Annotated in this window: 17 protein-coding genes; 4 read left to right on the top strand and 13 right to left on the bottom strand. The window is 70.2% G+C overall.

The features are described 5' to 3' along the window. Positions 1-10: 10 nt before the first annotated feature. The 5 genes from FM051_RS07215 to thrS form a co-directional block, all read right to left on the bottom strand. Positions 11-1,222, bottom strand: a complete 1,212-nt coding sequence (locus FM051_RS07215; RefSeq protein ID WP_158841989.1) for a ferredoxin reductase domain-containing protein — start codon at positions 1,220-1,222, stop codon at positions 11-13. Further along, positions 1,219-2,721 carry an amino acid adenylation domain-containing protein gene (locus tag FM051_RS07210; protein WP_158841987.1) on the bottom strand — a complete coding sequence of 501 codons (1,503 nt, stop codon included), beginning with the start codon at positions 2,719-2,721 and terminating at the stop codon, positions 1,219-1,221. The genes FM051_RS07215 and FM051_RS07210 overlap by 4 nt, the downstream gene beginning before the upstream one ends. A 109-nt stretch (positions 2,722-2,830) precedes the next feature. Continuing rightward, a complete protein-coding gene (locus FM051_RS07205; protein WP_158841986.1) occupies positions 2,831-3,730 on the bottom strand; it encodes an alpha/beta fold hydrolase in 900 nt (299 codons plus the stop codon). Positions 3,731-3,833: 103 nt separating this feature from the next. Continuing rightward, positions 3,834-4,391 carry an HIT family protein gene (locus FM051_RS07200; protein ID WP_158841984.1) on the bottom strand — a complete coding sequence of 186 codons (558 nt, stop codon included), beginning with the start codon at positions 4,389-4,391 and terminating at the stop codon, positions 3,834-3,836. Beyond that, positions 4,388-6,394 carry a threonine--tRNA ligase gene (gene thrS / locus FM051_RS07195; RefSeq protein WP_158842373.1) on the bottom strand — a complete coding sequence of 669 codons (2,007 nt, stop codon included), beginning with the start codon at positions 6,392-6,394 and terminating at the stop codon, positions 4,388-4,390. The genes FM051_RS07200 and thrS overlap by 4 nt, the downstream gene beginning before the upstream one ends. Before the next feature lie 195 nt (positions 6,395-6,589). Here thrS and FM051_RS07190 point away from each other — a divergent pair, with 195 nt between their 5' ends. Then, positions 6,590-10,531, top strand: coding sequence for a CHAT domain-containing protein (locus tag FM051_RS07190; protein WP_158841982.1), 3,942 nt, complete (start codon positions 6,590-6,592; stop codon positions 10,529-10,531). On the opposite strand, the gene FM051_RS07185 is transcribed toward FM051_RS07190, so the two are convergent. Continuing rightward, the gene (locus FM051_RS07185) at positions 10,502-11,203 is read right to left on the bottom strand and encodes a Clp protease N-terminal domain-containing protein (protein ID WP_158841980.1); all 702 of its coding nucleotides are present in this window, start codon (positions 11,201-11,203) and stop codon (positions 10,502-10,504) included. The genes FM051_RS07190 and FM051_RS07185 overlap by 30 nt on opposite strands. 4 nt (positions 11,204-11,207) lie before the next feature. Then, positions 11,208-11,420 carry a helix-turn-helix domain-containing protein gene (locus FM051_RS07180; protein WP_158841978.1) on the bottom strand — a complete coding sequence of 71 codons (213 nt, stop codon included), beginning with the start codon at positions 11,418-11,420 and terminating at the stop codon, positions 11,208-11,210. Positions 11,421-11,565: 145 nt separating this feature from the next. Between FM051_RS07180 and FM051_RS07175 the strand changes: the two genes are divergently transcribed. Then, positions 11,566-12,138, top strand: a complete 573-nt coding sequence (locus FM051_RS07175) for a hypothetical protein (RefSeq protein WP_158841976.1) — start codon at positions 11,566-11,568, stop codon at positions 12,136-12,138. A 4-nt stretch (positions 12,139-12,142) separates the two neighbouring features. Here the strand turns inward: FM051_RS07175 and FM051_RS07170 are convergent, their stop codons facing one another. Further along, on the bottom strand, positions 12,143-12,970 hold the full coding sequence (locus FM051_RS07170; protein ID WP_158841974.1) for an LLM class F420-dependent oxidoreductase: 828 nt from the start codon (positions 12,968-12,970) through the stop codon (positions 12,143-12,145). A gap of 78 nt (positions 12,971-13,048) precedes the next feature. Here FM051_RS07170 and FM051_RS07165 point away from each other — a divergent pair, with 78 nt between their 5' ends. After that, positions 13,049-13,933: a LysR family transcriptional regulator gene (locus FM051_RS07165; RefSeq protein ID WP_158841973.1), complete on the top strand. Its 885-nt coding sequence runs from the start codon at positions 13,049-13,051 to the stop codon at positions 13,931-13,933. Between the two features lie 115 nt (positions 13,934-14,048). On the opposite strand, the gene FM051_RS07160 is transcribed toward FM051_RS07165, so the two are convergent. From FM051_RS07160 to FM051_RS07140, 5 genes are read right to left on the bottom strand one after another with little or no spacing between them, the layout of a single operon-like run. Continuing rightward, the gene (locus FM051_RS07160) at positions 14,049-14,747 is read right to left on the bottom strand and encodes a FadR/GntR family transcriptional regulator (RefSeq protein WP_158841971.1); all 699 of its coding nucleotides are present in this window, start codon (positions 14,745-14,747) and stop codon (positions 14,049-14,051) included. Beyond that, positions 14,747-15,514, bottom strand: a complete 768-nt coding sequence (locus tag FM051_RS07155) for a 3-oxoacyl-ACP reductase (protein WP_158841969.1) — start codon at positions 15,512-15,514, stop codon at positions 14,747-14,749. The genes FM051_RS07160 and FM051_RS07155 overlap by 1 nt, the downstream gene beginning before the upstream one ends. Before the next feature lie 21 nt (positions 15,515-15,535). Continuing rightward, positions 15,536-16,894 (bottom strand): aldehyde dehydrogenase family protein, encoded by a 1,359-nt coding sequence (locus FM051_RS07150; protein WP_158841967.1) that lies wholly within the window; start codon positions 16,892-16,894, stop codon positions 15,536-15,538. Next, positions 16,891-17,682, bottom strand: coding sequence for a gamma-glutamyl-gamma-aminobutyrate hydrolase family protein (locus FM051_RS07145; protein WP_158841965.1), 792 nt, complete (start codon positions 17,680-17,682; stop codon positions 16,891-16,893). The genes FM051_RS07150 and FM051_RS07145 overlap by 4 nt, the downstream gene beginning before the upstream one ends. Beyond that, entirely contained in the window at positions 17,663-19,003 is a 1,341-nt protein-coding gene (locus tag FM051_RS07140; RefSeq protein WP_158841963.1) for a glutamine synthetase family protein, read from the bottom strand. Before FM051_RS07140 ends, FM051_RS07145 begins: the two co-directional genes overlap by 20 nt. Positions 19,004-19,230: 227 nt before the next feature. On the opposite strand from FM051_RS07140, the gene eat reads away from it, so the two are divergent. Next, positions 19,231-20,646: an ethanolamine permease gene (eat, locus tag FM051_RS07135; protein WP_158841961.1), complete on the top strand. Its 1,416-nt coding sequence runs from the start codon at positions 19,231-19,233 to the stop codon at positions 20,644-20,646. Positions 20,647-20,753: the final 107 nt, after the last annotated feature.

Genomic DNA, 20,753 nt, shown 5'->3' with positions numbered 1-20,753 from the left:
GGAAGTCTCCTCACGAGTCCCAGATGGCGCCGAACGCGGGCACGCCCCGCGCCTCCAACTCCTCCACGACGTGCCAGGTCGTCTTCTTGTTCGAAATGCAGATCACGGCCTCCGCGTCGAACTCCCGGTGGGCGCGCAGCACCAGTTCGACCAGGTCCGGTTTGCCGTCGCGGACGGTGTCCCAGACGATCGCGTCCGGTTGCACGGCTTCGATTTCGTCCACCAGGTCGTCGCCGTAGGTGTCGCGCGGCGTGCGGGTGGACCACACGAGACGGGACGGCGTCTCCTGCGACAGCAGGTGCGGCAGGCACGGCCCGATGCCGCTGCCGGTGGCCACCCACACCACCCTGGTGAACAGCTTGTCGATGTTGCCGACACCGGCGGTGGGGATGCCCTTGACCCACACGTGCGTCGGGAGGTCGTCGATCAGCGAGCCGGTCCAGTCGCCCGCGCGGGAGATGGTCAGCCGGAACCCGCTGCGGCCGGGCGCCGGCACGTTGGCGAACGAGTGCCACTCCAGCAGCGGGTGGCGGCTGACCGCGGTCGAGGAGCCGGCGAACGGTGTCACGCCGTAGTCGAACGACACCAGCGCGACGTGCCGGGAGGGTCGGACGATCCGCACCGGCACCCGGCGCAGGCGCGTCCACGGCAGCGCGACGCTCACCACCACCAACAGCAGCAGCCAGAACGACATCGAGCCGACGAACCCCGGCTGGCGGGACGAGTGGACGGCGAACAGCACGAGCACCGTCCAGCCGGCGAACCGGTGCACCCGCTCGAACACGTCGTGCCGCCGTGCCCGCAGGTTCGGCAGGGCGAACACGACCATCGCGACGAGCAGGGCGAGGATCGTCCACGTCAGGGGGTCGGACAGCACGAAGGCCAGCACGGTGAACCACGCGGTGGCGCAGATCGCCGCGCCGACGTGCAAGCCGCCGAAGTGGTAGACCTTGCCCAGCGTCCAGCGGATCCGCAGCGGCCACGTGGTCGGCGCGCTGGTCGCGAGCCGGAACAGCAGGTTGATCACGTGCTGCTGGCGGATCAGGACGGCCAGTGTCAGGTTCAGCACCACCATTTCCGGGAGCGCTCCCAGAAATCCGGTGCCGAATGCCGCGATGACGTTGATCAAGATCACCGACGCGGCGAGCCGGTTGTGGTGGGTGAACGGACGTCGCCTCAGCCTGAGCCGGACCGACGGCGAGTCGGTGCGCGTGGTGGTCATGCGACCGTCACCAGCGACGACAGCGCGGCGCGGTCCACCTTGCCCCGTTCGGTCAGGGGCAGTTCGTCCACCGCGACGACCAGCGACGGCACGCAGTAGTACGGCAGGTCGCGCACGACGGCGTCCCTGGCGGCGTCCGGTGACACGGTGGCGGGACTGACGAACGCGACCAGCCTGCCGTCGTGCAGCACGGTCGTCGCGCGGTCGCAGCCGGGGGTCGTCTCCAGCGCCGACGTGACCGCGTCCAGCTCGACCCGGAAGCCCCGCACCTTGACCTGGTCGTCGGTGCGGCCGTGGTGCTCCAACTCGCCTTCCGGCGTCCACCGGCCCAGGTCCCGGGTCCGGAACATCACGTGGTCGCCGCCGAGGAACGGGTCGGGGCGGTAGCGCTGGGCGGTCAGCACGTCGTTGCCCAGGTAGCCCGCCGTGACGCAGGCGCCGCCCGCCCACATCTCGCCGACCTCGCCGATCCGGCACGGCCGCAGGTCCTCGTCGAGCACGTAGACCGTCGTGTTCGGCACCGGGCGGCCGATGGTCAGCCTGCCCGCGTTCGGGTCGTAGCGCTGCACGGTGTTGACGATCGTGACTTCCGTCGGGCCGCAGGCGTTGTGGAACGCCGCGCGGGCGGACCAGGCGTCGGCGAGGGGCTTGGGGCAGCGTTCGCCGGCGACCGCGACCGTTCGCACGTCCGGGCATCCCTGCGGGTCCAAAGTGGACAGCACGCCGGGCGTCGCGATGAGGACGGTGGCGGTTTTCGCCGTCTCCGCCATGTCCTTGCCGCGGATCACGGACGTCGCGCCGTGGGTGAGCGCGCCGAAGATCTCCCACACCGCCATGTCGAAGGCGATGTTGAGCAGTTGCGCTACCCGGTCCCCCGGTCCGATGTCGAGTGAACCGGGCGCGGTGAGCAGGACGTTGCACAGGTTCGCGTGGGTGACGCGCACGCCGTTGGGCACGCCGGTCGTGCCGGAGGTGAAGATGACGACCGCGGTCTCGCCGTCCCCGGTTCGGGGTGCGCCGACGCGGCGGTCCGGGAGGGTGTCGACCGCCAGGACGGTGGGCGCGGTGAGGGCGGGGGCGTGCTCGCTCGTGGTCAGGACGACCTCGATCTTCGCCGTGCGCATGACGTGGTCGAGGTGGCGTCGCGGGGTGATCCGGACGTCCTGCGGCACGTAGGCCGCACCGACCTTCAGCACCGCCAGGATGCCGACGACCATGGGGATCGAACGCGTTAAGAACACTCCGACGTGATCGCCTGGACGCACACCCGCGTCGAGCAGCGAGGCGGCGACGACGTTCGCGCGGTGGTCGAGCTCGCCGTAGGTGACGCAGTCGCCTTGGTGCTCGACCGCCCGTGCGTGGGGCGATCGCACCGCGTGAGCCTCGAAGGCGTGGTGTATCCGGTGGAACGGCGGCGTGGCGCTCGGTCCGCTCCCGAAGCGCCGGAACAGCGGACGATCATCCGGGGGTAGGTCTTGCACAGCGGATGGCTCGGTCATGGCCGTCACAGGGTGTGCACCTCTCGTCAGCCGGGCGTGGTCACCCGGTCTGAACGAGATAGCCCTCCCCCGCGTTCAAGCCGAACTTGAAATATCCACGATCGCTGTCTCAATTGTCGCGGTCGGCCGCTCCCGACGTTCCGCTCGGACTGATCGCGCGTCCGGACGGGTGCACGCGATCGAGGAAATCCCTGGTCAACGCGACGATCTCGGCCAGATTCGTCTCAAGTGCCCAGTGCCCGCCGTCGAGCAGGTGCAGTTCGGCGTCCGGCAGGTCGCGCAGGTAGGCCCGTGCGGCGCCCTCGGGCATGTAACCGTCGTGCGGACCCCACACGATCAGCGTCGGCGGCCGGTGCTCGCGCAGGTAGGCCTGCTGCCTGCCGAACCAGTCCACAGTGCTCCCCTGGTCGGCGAGCAGGTGGACGAGGTTCTCCCGCCGCTCGGGCGTGCCCAGCACCTGCCAGGACAACGTCCACAGGTCCGGGCTCACCCGGTCGACCAGGCGCTCGGGGAGTTCGCCGACGAACTCGCCGCGGAAACCCTCCTCGCTGACCGCGGCGCGGATCTCGGCCTCGCCGTCCGCGGTGGGGTTGGTCCAGTACTCCTTGAGCGGGCGGTACTTCGGCCCGTGCTGGTCTTCGTAGATGTCGCCGTTCTGGATGATGAGGGCGGCGACCCGCTCGGGCGCGTGCATGGCGAGCCGCAGCCCGAACTGGGAACCGTAGTCGTGCAGGTAGATGGCGTACCGGGTCAGGTCGGCCGCGTCGGTGAACCGCCGCAGGAACTCGGCGTACCCGTCGAAGGTGTAGGAGAAGCCGCTCCGGTCGGGCGTGCCGCTGTACCCGAAGCCGGGGTAGTCCGGCGCGATCAGGCGCCACCGGTCGCCGAGCGCGGCCATGAAGTCGCGGTACTGGAACGACGAGCAGGGATAGCCGTGCGGCAGCAGGACCACCGGGGCGTCCGGTGGTCCTGCCTCGCGGTAGAAGATGTCGGTCCCGTCGACCTTCATCGTCCGATGGGCCACCGGGACAGGCGTGTTCGACGAAGTCACCCCCGTCCCGTTGCACAGGGCGGTCGGCGGTAAACCTCGTCCCGCCCGCGAGGCCCCCTCGTCAGTGGGGTGGCTGGTTCGCGGTCCAGGCGTCGGCCAGCAGTTCCCTGGTCTCGCCCAGCAGCTGCGGCAGGACCTTGGTCTGGCCGATCACGGGCATGAAGTTCGCGTCGCCGCCCCAGCGCGGCACCACGTGCTGGTGCAGGTGGGCCGCGATGCCGGCACCCGCCACGACACCCTGGTTCATGCCGATGTTGAACCCGTGCGGGCCGGCGGTGTGCCGGATCACCCGCATCGCCTGCTGCGTGAACGCGGCGAACTCGGCCGTCTCGGCGGCCGTCAGGTCCGTGTAGTCCGGCACGTGCCGGTACGGCAGCACCATCAGGTGGCCCGGGTTGTACGGGTACAGGTTGAGCACCGCGAACACCAGCTCGCCGCGCGCCAGGATCAGGCCCTCGGCGTCGCCCAGCCCGATCACCCGGCAGAACGGGCACCCCTCGGGCTCGTCGCCGACCGCCTTGCCCTCACCGCGCACGTACGAGAGGCGGTGCGGGGTCCACAGCCGCTGCAACCCGTCGTGGACCCCGACCCCGTCCTGCTCCTCGTACCGGTTCGTCACTGGACGAGTTCCGCCGTGGGCGAGGCGTTCTCGCGCCGCCCGACCCAGTCCACGATCGTCTCGACCGCCCGTTCCACCGGCACGCCGTTGATCTGGGTGCCGTCGCGGAACCGGAACGACACCGCGCCCTGCTCCACGTCCTTGCCGCCGGCGAGCAGCATGAACGGCACCTTCTGCGTGGTGTGGTTGCGGATCTTCTTCTGCATCCGGTCGTCGGAGGCGTCCACCTCGACCCGGATGCCCTTCGCCTTGAGCTGCTTCGCGACCGCCAGCAGGTGGTCGACGTGCTCGTCCGCGATCGGGATGCCCACCACCTGCACCGGCGCGAGCCACGCCGGGAACGCGCCCGCGTAGTGCTCGGTCAGCACGCCGAAGAACCGCTCGACCGAGCCGAACAACGCGCGGTGGATCATGACCGGGCGCTGCCGGGTGCCGTCCGGACCGGTGTACTCCAGCTCGAACAGCTCGGGCAGGTTGAAGTCCACCTGGATGGTCGACATCTGCCAGGTACGACCCAGCGCGTCCTTGGCCTGCACGGAGATCTTCGGCCCGTAGAACGCCGCGCCACCCGGGTCCGGCACCAGTTCGAGGCCGCTGGACTCGGCCGCGACGCGCAACGCCTCCGTCGCCTCCGCCCACACCTCGTCGGAGCCGACGTACTTCTCCTCGTTGCGGGTGGACAGCTCCAGGTAGAAGTCGTCCAGGCCGTAGTCGCGCAGCAGCCCGAGCACGAAGTCCAGCAGCGACTTCAGCTCCTCCTGCACCTGGTCGGGCGTGCAGAAGATGTGCGCGTCGTCCTGCGTCATGCCGCGCACTCGGGTGAGGCCGTGGATCACGCCGGACTTCTCGTACCGGTAGACCGAGCCGAACTCGAACATGCGCAGCGGCAGCTCGCGGTAGGACCGCCCGCGCGACCGGAAGATCAGGTCGTGGAACGGGCAGTTCATCGGCTTGAGGTAGTAGTCCTGGCCCGGCTTGCGCAGCTTGCCGTCCTCGTCGTACTCGGCGTCGAGGTGCATCGCCGGGTACATGCCGTCCTTGTACCAGTCGAGGTGACCGGACGTCTCGAACAGGTTGCCCTTGGTGATGTGCGGCGAGTAGACGAACTCGTAGCCCTCTTCGGTGTGCCGGGCGCGCGAGTAGTCCTCCATGGCCTTGCGGATGATCCCGCCGCGCGGGTGGAACACCGCCAGGCCGGAGCCGATCTCGTCCGGGAAGCTGAACAGGTCCAGCTCGACGCCGAGCTTGCGGTGGTCGCGGCGCTCGGCCTCGGCCAGCAGCTCCATGTGCGCGTCCAGCGCCTCCTGCGACTCCCACGCGGTGCCGTAGATGCGCTGCAACTGCGGGTTCTTCTCGTTGCCGCGCCAGTAGGCGGCGGCGACCCTGGTCAGCTTGAACGCCGGGATGTGCTTGGTCGTCGGCACGTGCGGGCCGCGGCACAGGTCGCCCCAGACGCGGTCGCCGGAACGCGGGTCGAGGTTGTCGTAGATCGTCAGCTCGCCGCCGCCGACCTCCATCACCTCGGCCGTGTCGACATCGCTCTTGATGTCCACGAGTTCGAGCTTGAACGGCTCGGCGGCCAGTTCGGCCTTGGCGGCGTCGACCGACTCGACCACGCGGCGGTTGAACCGCTGCGCGCCCTTGATGATCGACTTCATGCGCTTCTCCAGCGCCGCGAGGTCGTCGAGGGTGAACGGCTTGTCGACCTGGAAGTCGTAGTAGAAGCCGTCCTTGACCGGCGGGCCGATGCCCAGCTTGGCCTCGGGGAACTGCTGCTGCACGGCCTGCGCCAGCACGTGGGCCGCCGAGTGCCGGATGACGCTGCGGCCGTCCTCGGTGTCGGCGGCGACCGCCTCCACCTCGACCTCGACCTGCGGCGTCCAGGAGAGGTCGCGGAGGTGGCCCTCGGCGTCCCGCACGACCACGACGGCGTCCGGTCCCTTGCCCGGGAGCCCTGCCTCACGCACCGCCGTCCCCGCGGTGGTCCCCGCCGGCACCACCACGCGCGGTGGGGCGAGAGCGGCTGCGGGACGTGGCTGGGACACGGTGACTCCTCGGTGTGTGGTCGGTCGTTCACCTGAGATGTTATCGGTGCTCACCGAGTCCATTTCCGGCGCACCGGCCGCGCGGGCGGGGTAACGGGCCGCCGGCCGCCCTCGACTGTCACGATGAGTAGTCACACGGATGGAGTGCTCCGCTTGTTACGTCTCGAGGTGCTGGACTACGCGGGCCCGACCACCTGGCGGTGGCGGCTGACCGACGCGGGCGCGTTCGTCACCGACCACCCGGTCGAGTTGGACCCGGCGGAGTGGCAGTTCGAGGCGTTCACCGACCTGCACAGGTACCTGAGGTGGCACGCGGCCCCGGACCGACGTCTGGCGCACGAGGCGGAGCTGGTCTCCCAGGTCGGCGACTGGATCACCGCACGGGTGCTCGGCCCGGTCGCCCCGGCTCTGGCCGCCGCGCGCCGCCCGGTCCGGGTCGAGGTGCCCGCTCCCGCGAGCGCGCTGGCCTACCGGCCGTGGGAGCTGGCCCGGGTGGACGGGCGGGCCCTGTCCGGGCACCGGGTGGGGTTCGTGATCGACCACCTGCCGCGCCGGCCCCTGGTCAAGGCGGAGGTGGGGCAGCGGCTGCGGATGCTCGCGGTGTTCAGCCTGCCGGAGGACGCGAGCGCGCTGAACCTGCGCAAGGAGCGTTACGCGCTCGCACGGCTGGTGCACGACATCGCGGCGGTGAACCACAAGGCCGTCGAGCTGCGCGTGCTCCAGTACGGCGCGACGCGCGAACGTTTGCAGGACGCCCTGCTGGAGCGGGAGGGCTGGGACGTGGTGCACCTGTCCGGCCACGGCCTGCCGGCGGGCGTGGTGCTGGAGGACGACGCGGGCCGCCGTGACCTGATCTCCAGCACGGAGCTGGTCGACCTGCTCGACCTGGCCTCGGACCAGATCAAACTGGTCACGCTGTCCGCCTGCGAGTCGGCCGCCGTGACCGCCGCCGAGCACCTGCACCTGCTGGGCCTCGCGCCCGCGGTCCGTGCGGCGGTGAGCGAGGTCGGCTCGCTGCCCGCCGTGGCGACCGAGCTGGTGCGGCGCCTGGACTGCGCCGTGCTGGCGATGCGCTACCCGGTGGTGGACGATTTCGCCATCGCCCTGTCCAGGTCGTTCTACGACCTCGTGCTGGGCAAGGGCCAGCCGGTGGCCCGCGCGTTGGCGCTCTCCCTGCCCCGCGTCGCCGCCGATCCGCCCACGCCGGGCGCGCCGGCCCTGTCCGCCGCGACGCCGACCCTGTTCGGTGCGCGCGCCGAGGACCTGCGCCTGGTGCCACCCGCCGGCGAGCCGCTCGTGTTCCAGGCGGAACGGCAGAAGCTGGCGGAGTTCCCGGCGCAACCGGACCGGTTCGTCGGCCGGGTCGGCCCGATGACCCGCGCGACCACGGCCCTGGCACCCCGCAGCGGCCGGGCCGGTGTGCTGTTCCACGGCATGGCAGGCGCGGGTAAGACCGCTTGCGCGCTGGAGCTGGCCTACACCCACGAGGAGTCGTTCCCGCAGATGGCGTGGCACGCGGCGCCACCGGAGGGGCACGACATCGGCTCGGCGTTGACCGACTTCGCGCTGGCGTTGGAGCGGCAGTTGTCCGGCCTCAAGCTGGCACACCTGGTCGGCAACACCGACGCGTTGCGGCGTTCGCTGCCGGGGTTGACGGAGGCGCTGGAGCAGAACCGTGTGCTGGTGGTGCTGGACAACGTCGAGTCCCTGCTCACCGAACGCGGGGCTTGGCGCGACGAACGCTGGGGCCTGTTCATCGATGCCATGACCGCTCACCGGGGCCTGTCCCGGCTGGTCCTCACATCCCGGCGGCGGCCCTCCGGTTTGGCGGACTCGGTGCTGGTCGAGCCGGTGCACGCGCTGTCGTTGCAGGAAAGCGTGCTGCTCGCGCGCGAGTGGCCGAACCTGAGCGCATTGATCGACACGGCCCCCGAACTGGCCGCGCGCGTGCTGGAAGTCGTGCAAGGACACCCCAAACTGCTCGAACTCGCCGAGGGCCGGGCGGGTGACCGGGAGGCCTTGGCGACCCGGCTGGACGAGGCCGACGCGACCTGGCAGGCCCAGGGCACCCGTCTCGAACCGTTCCTGCGCGGCAACGACCCCACCGCGAGCGACACCGCTTACCTGGCCGTGCTGGACTCCTGGACCCACGCTGCCGTCGCCACCCTGCCGTCGGAGTCCGCGCAGCTGTTCCGGTTCCTGTGCTGTCTGGAGGACGTCGACCGGTTGAGGCCGATCGTCACTTCGGCATGGCCACACGTATGGCGCGACAGCAGCTCCGAGCAGCCACCGGACATCGACACCGCGATGCGCCCCCTCGTCCGTCAAGCCCTTGTCGCACTGGACGACGCCAACGGGATGCGTTACCGAATCCACCCAGGCGTGGCCGAAGTCGGTCGCACCTCCTCCAGCCCAGAGTTCCGCGACGTGATCGACAACGCCCTCGCCGATCTCTGGCTGAACATGCTGCTCTCGTCAGTGGCGCAGGAGAACGACCAACTCGGCTGGCTGGTCCGCCACGCCGCGCGCTCCGCCGGCCCTTACCTGCTGCGCACGCAGCGCTGGAGCGAACTCGGCTGGGCGATTCAGGAAACATTGCGCCGAGACACTTTGAGAGCCGCCGTTGCCGCCCTGTTGCCCGCCCTGTCCACGGCCGTGGAGGCCACTCGCGGCACCGAATTCGAACTGTCCATCGGTCTCTCACTGGCGACCATCCTGATGAGCACCGACGCTGACCGAGCGGAGGTCCTGTGCCTGGAACTGTTGGAGACCTCGGTGGCGCGGGAGAATTTCTCCTTGGCGATGGTGTTCGCGGGCAGTTTGATCGACATCTACCAGAACAAACGGGAATTCGACCGCGTCTTGGATCTCGTCGAAGTCGCCACCGGCTACGCGACACGCGCAGGTTTGGGAACGTGGACCCAACTTGCCCTCGACACCCAACGGTTGGAAGCCATGCACCGGCTGGGCCGCCATTCGCATGTTCTTGAACACGTCGAGAAGAACATCGCGACGATGGCCACTCTGACCGAGCCACCTCTGGGGTCGGACGAGGTCACCCAGCCGTGGAGTGTCAGGGAAAACACCGCGCAACTCGGCGCGTTCGTAGCCAACGATCTCAGGCAGTGGCAGCGGGTGCTGGACCTCAACGCCGTGGTCCGCGAGTCCGAGCGCCGACGAGGCGCGAGCGCAGGTGAGGCAGCAATGACCGCCTTCAACAACTACGGCGCGCTGCTGGAGTTGGGACGTGTCGCTGAGGCGGTGGACCTGCTGCGCGAGTGTCTGGTCGTCTTCCAGGACGAGAACCGGCTGGCTGAGATCGGCAAGACCTTCTCCGCGCTTGCCGACGCGGAGAGCAGGCTCCACCACATCGACCGCGCTGTCGAACTGGAAGAGGAGGCACTGCGGATCACGTACGCGTACGGCGATCCCCTCACGATCCAAGCGTGCCATTCCAACCTCGGCGAGTACTTGAGGCGCTCCCGGACCACTGATCTGGCCTGGGCGCACTCCGTCGCGGGAAGCGTGATCGCTTACCAGATGGGAATCAGCGATTGGGAAAGGCTGGTCCAGCCCCTCTCCGGCATATTGGCCGATTACGGCGAACAGACAGGTGAGTTCGACCGGGTCTGCGCGCTCGTGGACGAGGTGGAGGGCGTGCACCTGGCCGACCTGATCGACCGGTTGCCCCGCCGCGCCCAGGACGGTCAACGCGCGTTGGACGAGATCGTTCGGCTTGCGGAACGCAGTGTTCCCGAACAGATCTCCACGTTGGTGCAGCAGTGGGTGCCGATCATCTCGGCCATGCGCGCGTCGCGTGGCACCGACCGCGACACGACCCAAACCGCCAACTTCATCGTCGAGGGAGCCTTGGTTACCAGCCGGGAGGTGCTCGATTGGCATGCCTTCGCATCGACTCTGGAACGCGTCCGGGACGGTGACCTGGACGTTCCGGTCGACGATCTCAGTCCGGCTCAAGCAGCGATCGTCCGGCGCGCGGTGGACGTGCTCGATGGGCGGGCCGAGATTGATCCGGACGCCTGGCGAGAACTGGTGGACGACGGCTCAGCCGACGATCAGGGCGGGGAGGGCTGAGGCGGAGACGACCTCACGGCCCGTCGTGCGCTGGTAGCGGCGGACGAGGTCGCGGTGGCGGGCTCGGTGGCCGAGGTGGCGTTCGACGGTCAGGAGTGGGTTGCGGCGGGGTGGTGGGAAGGTCGCGGCGAGGTCGGCGAGGAGTGCCTTGCGGTCGATGTTCGCGGTCTTGAGCACCCACGCGACGCCGGGGTCGAGGGCGGTGAGGGCCAAAGCCAAGTGTTCGGGGCGGTGGTTGCGTTCGCGGCGGGCCAGGGCCAGGCGGAGGGACGCCGCGTAGGCGGCCTGGGCGTCCAGGCCGAGCGGCGGTCGCAGGTTTGCGCAGTGCCTCCGCGCCTTTGCCGCGCCGAGCGGTAGGAGCGGTTCACGGCCGGCGGGGCGGTCCAGGGCTGGGGTGCCGCCGAGCAGGCGGTCGAGGTCGACGCCCAGGGGTGCCAGGACGGCCCGGTCTGCTGCGCCGCCCGCGCCCAGTGGTGCAGCGAGGTGGGCGGCGTCCCGGATCGCGGACGCGGTGGCGCCGTGGCGGTGCAGGACGGCGTTGAGCGGGGCAGGGGCGTCGGACAGGGCTGCCAGGAGGTGTTCGCTGCCGGTGCGTGGGTGGCCGAGGTCGAGTGCGAGTTTGAGCGCGCGGCCGATGGTGCGGTTCAGGTCGGGGTGGTCGCCTTGGAACACCGGATCAGTCCTCTCGGCCGTATTTGCGGTGGACGGTCTGCTTGGTGACACCCAGGCGGGTGGCGATGTCACGCCATGACCAGCCGGCTTGGCGGGCGGCGGCGACGTGTTGGGCTTCCAGTTGCTCCACCAGGCGACGCAGGCGGGCCACGGCGCGCAGGCCGGCGTCCGGGTCCGCGCCGTGCGCGGCCTGGTCGAGATCGGCGATCGTGGACATGTCGTCAACATATGCTGACGACCGCGTGACCGTCAACACATGCTGACGACAGGGGGTTCAGCTGACCGACAGCAGACGATCAGGATCCGCTCAGGTCGGTCGCGCATGATGGCGTTCAACAGCACGGGAGAGCAGGAGTTCCACCATGTCAGACCCGCAGAAGCCACCGCAGCAAGACCCCGACTCACCGGCGGGCCAGACTCCCACCACACCTCCGGCCGCCGACCGGTCAGCCCCTCAACAGCCCGCCGACTCCGCCGCGAGCACCACCACGCCCATGGCGACCCCGGTGCCCGGTCCGGCCGCCGACAGCGCAACCACACCCGGTACCGCGCAGCCGGCAGGTGACGCGCCTGAACAAGCCGCAGCCCAGCCGGCCCCGGGTTCCGCCGCCGACGAACCGGCCACCGCCGCCCAACCGGCACCGGGCGTGCCACACCCGACCCACGTCCCACCGCCTGCGGGAAAGGGTGCTGTCGTTGTCCGGGTCGTCAAGCACCGGGCCACCCAGCTGGTCGCAGTCGGCCTCCTCGGCCTCGTCCTGGGCGGCGGGATCGTGGCGGTCGCCGACCGTGACCACCGCCGCTACGGCGTGGGCGCCGACCGGCCCGGCCACTCGCGGTTCGACGAGCGCGGATCCCAGCGCGGGTTCGAGCGCGGGCCCGAGCGCTGGTCCGAACGCGGCGACCGCATGCCGGGACGCGACTCCGGGCGCTGACAGCTCAGGCAGGCGCGTTGGCGCGGACGAACTCCTCGAAGTCGGCCACCCGGCTCCCCGACCGCCAGAACCGGGCCGGGGGAACCACCGCCAGGTGGTCGACTCCCAACGCGGCGTAGTCCGCCACCACCGACGCGTCCAGTCGCTCGGACGGGCTCACCACGATCGTGAGCCCGTCCCCGCCGGCCCTCCGCAACGCCTCCACCTGGGCCGCCGTCTGCTCCCGGTCGAGCATGAACCCGTACCACCCGTCGGCGTGCCGCACCGCGCGCCGGTGAGCGCTCGCGCTGTGCCCGCCCACGACGACCGGTATCGGCCGCTGCACCGGCCTGGGGTGGGCGTCGACCCCGGAGAACGACACGGTCTCCCCGTGGAACTCCGGCTTCTCGTCGTCCCACAACACCCGCATGGCCGCCAGGTACTCGTCGGCCCGCGCACCACGCCCCGCCATCGGCATCCCGACCGCCCGCATCTCCGGCTCGACGTACCCCACGCCCATCCCGAACACCAGCCGCCCGCCGCTGAGGACGTCCACCGAGACGAGCTGCTTGGCCAGCACCACGGGATTGCGCTGGGGCAGGATCACGATCCCGGTCGCCAACCGCACCCATCGGGTCACGGCGGCGAGGTACGTCAACGAGACCACCGGGTCGAGGATGGGCAGATCGGGCTCGATCGGCGACGGCGGGACGCGCGGCGAAGGCGCCACCACGTGCTCACCGGCCCACACGGTGTCGTATCCCAGTTCTTCGGCGAGAACGGCGATCCGGGCGGCCACTTCCGGTTCGGCGCACGGCCCCATGTTGATCCCGAACAGCCCCAGAGTGATCACACGATCGAACGTAAGTCGAGCCGAGCAATGCGACAAACGACGGTTTCGCACTGCAGCAATGCGCAATAGTCATACCTCATGGCGGACTTCACCCTGACCGGCTTGCGCGTGCTGCGCGAGGTGGCCGCACAAGGCTCGTTCACCGGCGCGGCCGAACGACTCGGCTACACGCAGTCCGCCATCTCCCGGCAGATAGCCGCCCTGGAAGCCGCCGCTGGCACACAACTGTTCGAGCGAACCGCCCGAGGCGTGCGCCTGGCCGAGGCCGGACACGTTCTCCTGCGCCACGCCGACGCCGTGCTGGACCGCGTGGACGCCGCCCGCCGCGACCTCGACAACCTCCGGGGCCAAGTCGCGGGCCGGCTCCGCGTAGGCGCCTTCCCCACCGCGATGGCCGCCCTGCTCCCCCAGGCGATCAGCCGTTCCCGCCAGATCGGGGTGACGCTGCGGGAAGGCACGACACCCGCCCAACTACGCCGGGTCAGAGCGGGCACGCTCGGGCTGGCGGTCGTAGGCGGCGTGACGGAGGACCCCGACCTGCACCTGGACCCCCTACCGCCCGACCCGCTGCTGTTGGCAGTCGCACGGGACCACCCGCTGGCCGGTGCGCGGGCGGTGGCCTTCGAGGAGTTGGCGGGCGAGACGTGGATCGCAGGCAGCGCGAACCCGGGCGAGACCTTCCTCGCGCCCTGGCGACCACGAGTCGGTTTCGTGGTGCGCGAGTGGACGGCCAAGCTGGGGCTGGTCGCGGCCGGTCTCGGGGTGACGTTGGTGCCCGGTCTGGCGGCGACGTCGATCCGCGCCGACATCGCGTTGATCCGCATCAGCGACCCGGAAGCCACCCGGGCGGTCGCGCTGGCCACCCGTGACCGCACGGCGACGACCAAGGCATTCGCGGACGTCGTGCAAGACGTCGCGGCCGACCTGGCGGTCGCCCTGCGCCACCGCCTCCGGGACCGCTGAGTCCTGGGCCCGCTGAGTCCTGGGCCCGCCGCCGTGGCCGCCGTATTTCCCGGCTAACGTGAGTAATGCGATTCAGGTTGTCCTGGGTTGCATTCTCCACCCGATACGGTGATCTTCAGGACAGGAAGCCGCGCAGTAGCAGGGCCGTGCCGTCCAGGTGTTCGGCCATCGCCCGCCGCGCGGCTTCCGGGTCGCCCGCCACGATGTGGGTGACGATCACTTCGTGCTGCTCGTTCGAGTGCGCCAGGTTGGGCGGCAGCAGGGGGATGCGGTCCAGCAGGGCGTTGGTTCTCATCCGGGCGTCGGCGACGGCCGTCGTGAGTGACGGGGAGCCGGTCGCCTCGGCGATCGCCAGGTGCAGCCGCGAGTCCTTGCGCCGGTATTCCTCCAGCGACGCGTCGCGGCACTCGGTCAGGCGCGTCAACAGGTTCCGCCGCTCCACCGCCCCCAACGCACGGCCCGCCGCGCACTCCGCCGCACCCGTCTCCACCGCCAGCCGCAACGTCAACGCGTCCGCCAGCTCCTCCGGATCGACCTGGCGGTCCGGCGCGGCCACGGGCACCGGGGAGTTCACGAACGTCCCGCCGTACCGGCCGCGCCGCGACTCGACGTACCCGGCGTCCTGCAACGACCTGATCGCCTCGCGCAACGTCACCCGGCTGACACCCAACCGGGTCGCCAGCTCCCGCTCAGCGGGCAACCGCTCCCCCGGCCCCACCACGCCGAGCCGGATCGCCTGCACGAGCCGTTCCACGGTCTCCTCGAACGCGTTGCCCGCCCGCACGGGGCGGAACAACGCGTCCTGCAGGGGCATCACAGCGGTGTCACGTAGGCACCGGCGATACCGCCGTCCACCAGGAAGTTCGACGCGGTCATGAACGACGAGTCGTCGCTGGCCAGGAACGCCACCGCGGCCGCGATCTCCTCCGGCTCGGCGAACCGGCCCAACGGCACGTGCACCAACCGCCGCGCGGCCCGCTCCGGGTCCTTCGCGAACAGCTCGCGCAGCAACGGCGTGTTCACCGGTCCGGGCGACAGGGCGTTGACCCGCACCCCCTGCCGGGCGAACTGCACGCCCAGCTCCCGACTCATCGCCAGCACACCGCCCTTGGACGCGGTGTACGAGATCTGCGACGTCGCCGCGCCCATCGTCGCCACGAACGACGCGGTGTTGATCACCGAACCGCGTCCCTGCGAGAGCATGTGCGGGATCGCGTACTTGCAGCACAGGTACACCGAGGTGAGGTTGACCTTCTGCACCCGCTCCCACGCCTCGATGCCGGTCGTGAGGATGGAATCGTCGTCCGGCGGGGAGATGCCCGCGTTGTTGAACGCGACGTCCACCGACCCGTAGGTGTCCACAGTGGTCTGGTACAGCGCCGACACCTGCTCCTCGTCGGTCACGTCGACCTGCACGAACAGCCCGCCAACCTCGTCGGCCGCCGCCTTGCCCGCGTCCGCGTCGACGTCGGCGACGACGACCCGCGCCCCTTCGGACGCCAGCCGCCGCACCGAGGCCAGCCCGATGCCGCTGCCGCCGCCGGTCACCACGGCCACCCGGCCCTCAAGTCGCTGAACCATGTCTCTCCCAATCAGTGCGCATCAGTGAGCGATGAAGACGTTCTTGGTCTCGGTGAACGAGTCGAGCGCGTCCGGCCCGAGCTCGCGTCCCAGCCCGGACTGCTTGAACCCGCCGAACGGGGTCCAGTACCGCACCGAGGAGTGCGAGTTGACCGACAGGTTCCCCGCCTCGACGGCACGCGACACGCGCAGCGCCCGCCCCACGTCCCGCGTCCAGATCGACCCGGACAGCCCGAACTCGCTGTCGTTGGCCAACCGCACCGCGTCCTCCTCGTCGGTGAACGGCAGCACGGCCACCACCGGCCCGAAGATCTCCTCCACCGCGGCGGGATCACCGGGCGCGACCGGCGCCAGAACGGTTGGCGGGAACCAGAAACCCGCACCGGAAGGAGCCGACCCGCGGAACGCCACCGGCGCGTCGGCAGGCACGTAGGACGCGACCTTCTCCCGGTGCGCGGCCGAGATCAGCGGCCCCATCTCGGTGGCCTCGTCACCCGGCGCGCCGACCACGACACCCTTGACCGCCGGTTCCAGCAACTCCATGAACCGGTCGTACACCGACGCCTGCACGAGGATCCGTGACCGCGCGCAGCAGTCCTGACCGGCGTTGTCGAACACCCCGTACGGCGCCGTGGCGGCGGCCTTCTCCAGGTCGGCGTCGTCGAACACGATGTTGGCCGACTTGCCGCCCAACTCCAGCGTCACCCGCTTCACCTGCTCGGCGCACCCGGCCATGATCTGCTTGCCGACCCGCGTGGACCCGGTGAACACGACCTTGCGCACGTCGGGGTGCGTGACGAATCGCTGCCCCACCACCGGCCCGGCTCCCGGCAAGACCTGGAACACGTCCGGCGGAATCCCGGCCTCCAGTGCGAGCTCCGCCAACCGCAGCGCGGTCAACGGCGTCAGCTCGGCGGGCTTGAGCACCACCGTGTTCCCCGCCGCCAACGCGGGCGCGAACCCCCACGAGGCGATCGGCATGGGGAAGTTCCACGGCACGATCACGCCGACCACGCCCACCGGCTCGTGGAAGGTCACGTTCAGCCCGCCGGGCACCGGGATCTGCCTGCCGAACAAGCGTTCCGGCGCGGCCGAGTAGTAGTGCAGCACGTCGCGGACGTTCCCGGCCTCCCACCGCGCGTTGCCGATGGTGTGCCCGGAGTTCAGCACCTCCAGTGCCGCCAACTCCTCCAGCGCACCGTCGACCGCCTCGGCGAACCGCCGCAGCAGCCGGGCCCGGTCGCCGGGCGCGACCGCGCGCCACGCGGGCAACGCCGCCGACGCACGGGCGATCGCCGCGTCGGTCTCCTCCAGCGAGGCCAGCGGAACCGTCCGGACCACCTCCTCGGTGGCCGGGTTGATCACGTCGAACGACGTCACCTCGTACTCCTGTCCGGATTCGAAACGTGCCCGTGGAAGGCGTGCCGGTGAGACGCGTGCCCGCGGGAAGCGTGCCCACGAGAAGCTTGCCCATGGGAAGAGGCACTGACGAGAGCGGCGAACAAGCGGTCATCCTCGCTGTCGGCCTCGGGGTGCGACTGCACGCCGAGCACGAACCGGGCACCGGTCAGCTCCACCGCCTCCACGGTGCCGTCCGGCGCGCCCGCGATCACCCGCAGCCCGTCGCCGAGGGTGTCCAACGCCTGGTGGTGGTGGCAGTACACGGTGGTGGACAGCCCTACGATCCCGGCCAGCACCGAACCCGGCGCGACCGAGATCCCGGTGTGCTCGTACACGGCGGGCGCCGGGTTGTGGCCCTCCACGTGCTGGATCAACGTCCCGCCCAGCGCCACGTTGAGCACCTGCATGCCCCGGCACACCGCGAGCAGCGGCAGGTCGAGCTTCAACGCCGCACGGGTCAGGTTCAGCTCGGCCACGTCCCGCTCGGGCCGCGCCGGTCCGGTGCGCGGGTCGCGTGGCCGCCCGTACAGCGCCGGGTCGACGTCCGCGCCGCCCGCCAGCACCAGACCGTCGAGGAAGCCGATGCTGTCCGCGTCCCACGTGCCGACCGGGGGCAGCAGCACGGGGTTGCCGCCCGCGCGCACGACCGAGTCGAGGTAGTCGCGGTGCAGCACCGCCGCCTCCACGTCCCAGACGCCGAACTTCGTGCGTTCCAGGTAGGTGCTGACGCCGATCAGCGGCCTGCCGCTAGAGCCGTTCGAAACCACGGATGCGCTCCCAATCCGTCACCGACGAGTCGAACGCGGCCAGTTCCACCCGGGCCGCGTTGAGGTAGTGCTCGACCACGTCCTGGCCGAACGCCTCGCGCGCGAGTTCGCTCTTGGCCAGCAGGGACGCGGCGTCACGGAGCGTAGCGGGAACGGTGGGGCGGTCGGACGAGTAGGCGTTGCCGACGAACTCGTCCTCCAGCGGCAACTCGTTGTCCACGCCGTGCAGACCGGCCGCGATCAGGGCGGCGACGGCCAGGTACGGGTTCACGTCACCGCCCGGCACCCGGTTCTCGAACCGCAGCGACTGGCCGTGACCGACCACGCGCAGTGAGCACGTCCGGTTGTCCTTGCCCCACGCCACCGCGGTCGGCGCGAAGCTGCCCGGCACGAACCGCTTGTAGGAGTTGATGTTCGGGGCCAGGAAGTAGGTCAGCTCGCGCAGCCCGGCCAGCTGACCGGCCAGGAAGTGCCGCATGAGCTTCGACATGCCGTCGCCCTCGGCGAACACCGGCTCGTCTTCGGTCGAACGCAGGCTCAGGTGGATGTGGCAGGAATTGCCCTCGCGCTCGTTGTACTTGGCCATGAACGTCAGCGCCTTGCCGTGCTGCGCCGCGATCTCCTTGGCGCCGTTCTTGTAGATGCTGTGGTTGTCGCAGGTCGCCAGCGCCTCGGTGTAGCGGAACGCGATCTCGTGCTGGCCGGGGTTGCACTCGCCCTTGGCCGACTCGACGTACAGGCCCGCGCCCGTCATGTGGTTGCGGATGGCGCGCAGCAGCGGCTCGATGCGGGCGGTGCCGAGCATGGAGTAGTCCACGTTGTACTGGTTGGACGGTGTGAGGCCGCGGTAACCCCGGTCCCAGGCGTCCTCGTAGGTGTTGTCGAAGACGATGAACTCCAGCTCCGTGCCCACGAACGCGCGCAGCCCGCGTTCGGCGAGCCGGTCGAGCTGGCGCTTGAGGATCTGGCGCGGTGAGGCCACCACCGGCTCGCCGTTCTCCCAGACGAGGTCGCACATGACCATCGCGGTGCCCTCCTGCCACGGCACGCGGCGCAGCGTGGCCAGGTCGGGTCGCATCACGAAGTCGCCGTAGCCGCTGTCCCACGACGACATGGCGTAACCGCTGACGGTGTTCATCTCCACGTCGACGGCCAGCAGGTAGTTGCAGCCCTCGGCCGCGTGCGAGAGGACCTCGTTGACGAAGTAGCGCGCGCCGCAGCGCTTGCCCTGGAGGCGGCCTTGCATGTCGACGACGGTGACCAGCACCGTGTCGATCTCCCCGGCGTCCACGAGCACGCGCAACTCCTCCACGGCGAGCATCCGCAGTACCTCCAAAGGTATGTCAGCGAGCCATTGGACGGCTCATCCTGACACCATCGGGTGTACCGCGCCACCCTCGGCCGGAAACCGGCGCCCTGGAGGTGGGGCCGCTGGACACGAGTTCGACTCCTTCGGGCGACTTTCCGCTGGACAACCGTTGACACCGCCAGGTGAACCGGTCCACTCTCCCCTCCAAAGGAGCGCGACTGACCCATTAGGGAGCGCAGATGGCCAAGCACGTCGAGTACGAGAAGGTGGGCAGCGAGTACCTGGAGCACCGCCAGCTCAAGCGGGGAGCGGCGGGCTGGGTGCTGCTGGCCGGGCTGGGGGTCTCCTACGTCATCTCCGGCGATTTCGCCGGGTGGAACTTCGGACTCGCCCAGGGTGGCTGGGGCGGGCTGCTGGTCGCGACCATCCTGATGGGCGCCATGTACACGTGCATGGTGTTCGGCCTGGCGGAACTCGCCGCCGCACTGCCCGTGGCCGGAGCCGGGTACGGCTTCGCGCGACGGGCGCTGGGACCGTTGGGCGGGTTCGCGACGGGCATCGCGATCCTGGTCGAGTACGCCATCGCACCCGCCGCGATCGTCGTGTTCATCGGCGATTACGTCCAGGCGCTCGGGCTGTTCGGACTCACCAGTTCGTGGCCGGTGTACCTGGTCTGCTACCTGATCTTCGTCGGCGTGCACCTGTACGGCGTGGGCGAGGCGCTGCGGCTGATGTTCGTCATCACCGGTGTCGCGGTCGTCGCGCTGGTCGCGTTCGTGGCCGGCATGATCCCGAAGTTCGACTCGGCCAAGCTGTTCGACATCGGGGACGGCAGCTTCCTGCCGTTCGGGGTCACCGGGGCACTCGGGGCGCTGGTGTACGCGATCTGGTTCTTCCTCGCGGTCGAGGGCGTGCCGCTGGCGGCCGAGGAGGCGCGCGACCCGAAGAAGGACATGCCGCGCGGCATCATCGGCGCGATGCTGGCGCTGCTGGTGTTCGCGGCGCTGATCCTCGTGTTCGCGCCGGGTGGTGCGGGTTCGGCGGCGTTGATGTCCTCCGGCAACCCGCTGCCCGAGGCGGTGCGCGCGGCCTACGGCGGCGACAACGTGCTCGCGCAGATCGTGAACTACGTGGGCCTCGCCGGGCTCGTCGCGTCGTTCTTCTCGATCATCTACGCGTACTCGCGGCAGCTGTTCGCGCTGTCCCGCGCGGGATACCTGCCGCGCTGGTTGTCGAAGACCGGCAAGCGCAAGACGCCGTACCTGGCGCTGATCGTGCCCGGCACCATCGGGTTCATCCTCGCGGCGATCATGAAGAGCGGCGCGACGCTGATCAACATCGCGGTGTTCGGCGCGGCGCTGTCGTACGTGTTGATGATGGTGTCGCACATCGTGTTGCGGGTTCGCGAGCCGGAGTTGGAGCGGCCGTACCGGACGCCGGGCGGCGTCGTCACGACCGGTGTGGCGCTGGTGCTCGCGGTGGCGGCGGTCGTGGCGACGTTCTTCGTGGACGAACTGGCCGCCGGGATCACGGCGGGCATCGTCGTGGTGGCGTTGGCGTACTTCTGGTTCTACAGCCGGCACCACCTGGTGGCCTCCGCGCCCGAGGAGGAGTTCGCGGCCATCGCGCAGGCGGAGGAGGAGTTGAAGGACTGACCGGGTCACGTCGGGTGGCAACCCTCGCCGCCACCCGACGTGACTGCGGTTCCACCTATCGTGGAACGCAGGTCCTCCCGGGAGTGGGAACCCCTTGACAACGGGGC

The sequence above is a fragment of the Saccharothrix deserti genome, from assembly GCF_009769385.1.
Lineage (GTDB): Bacteria > Actinomycetota > Actinomycetes > Mycobacteriales > Pseudonocardiaceae > Actinosynnema > Actinosynnema deserti.
The sequence above is the reverse complement of the archived record's forward strand: the minus strand, read 5'-3'. Positions and strand labels throughout refer to the sequence as shown.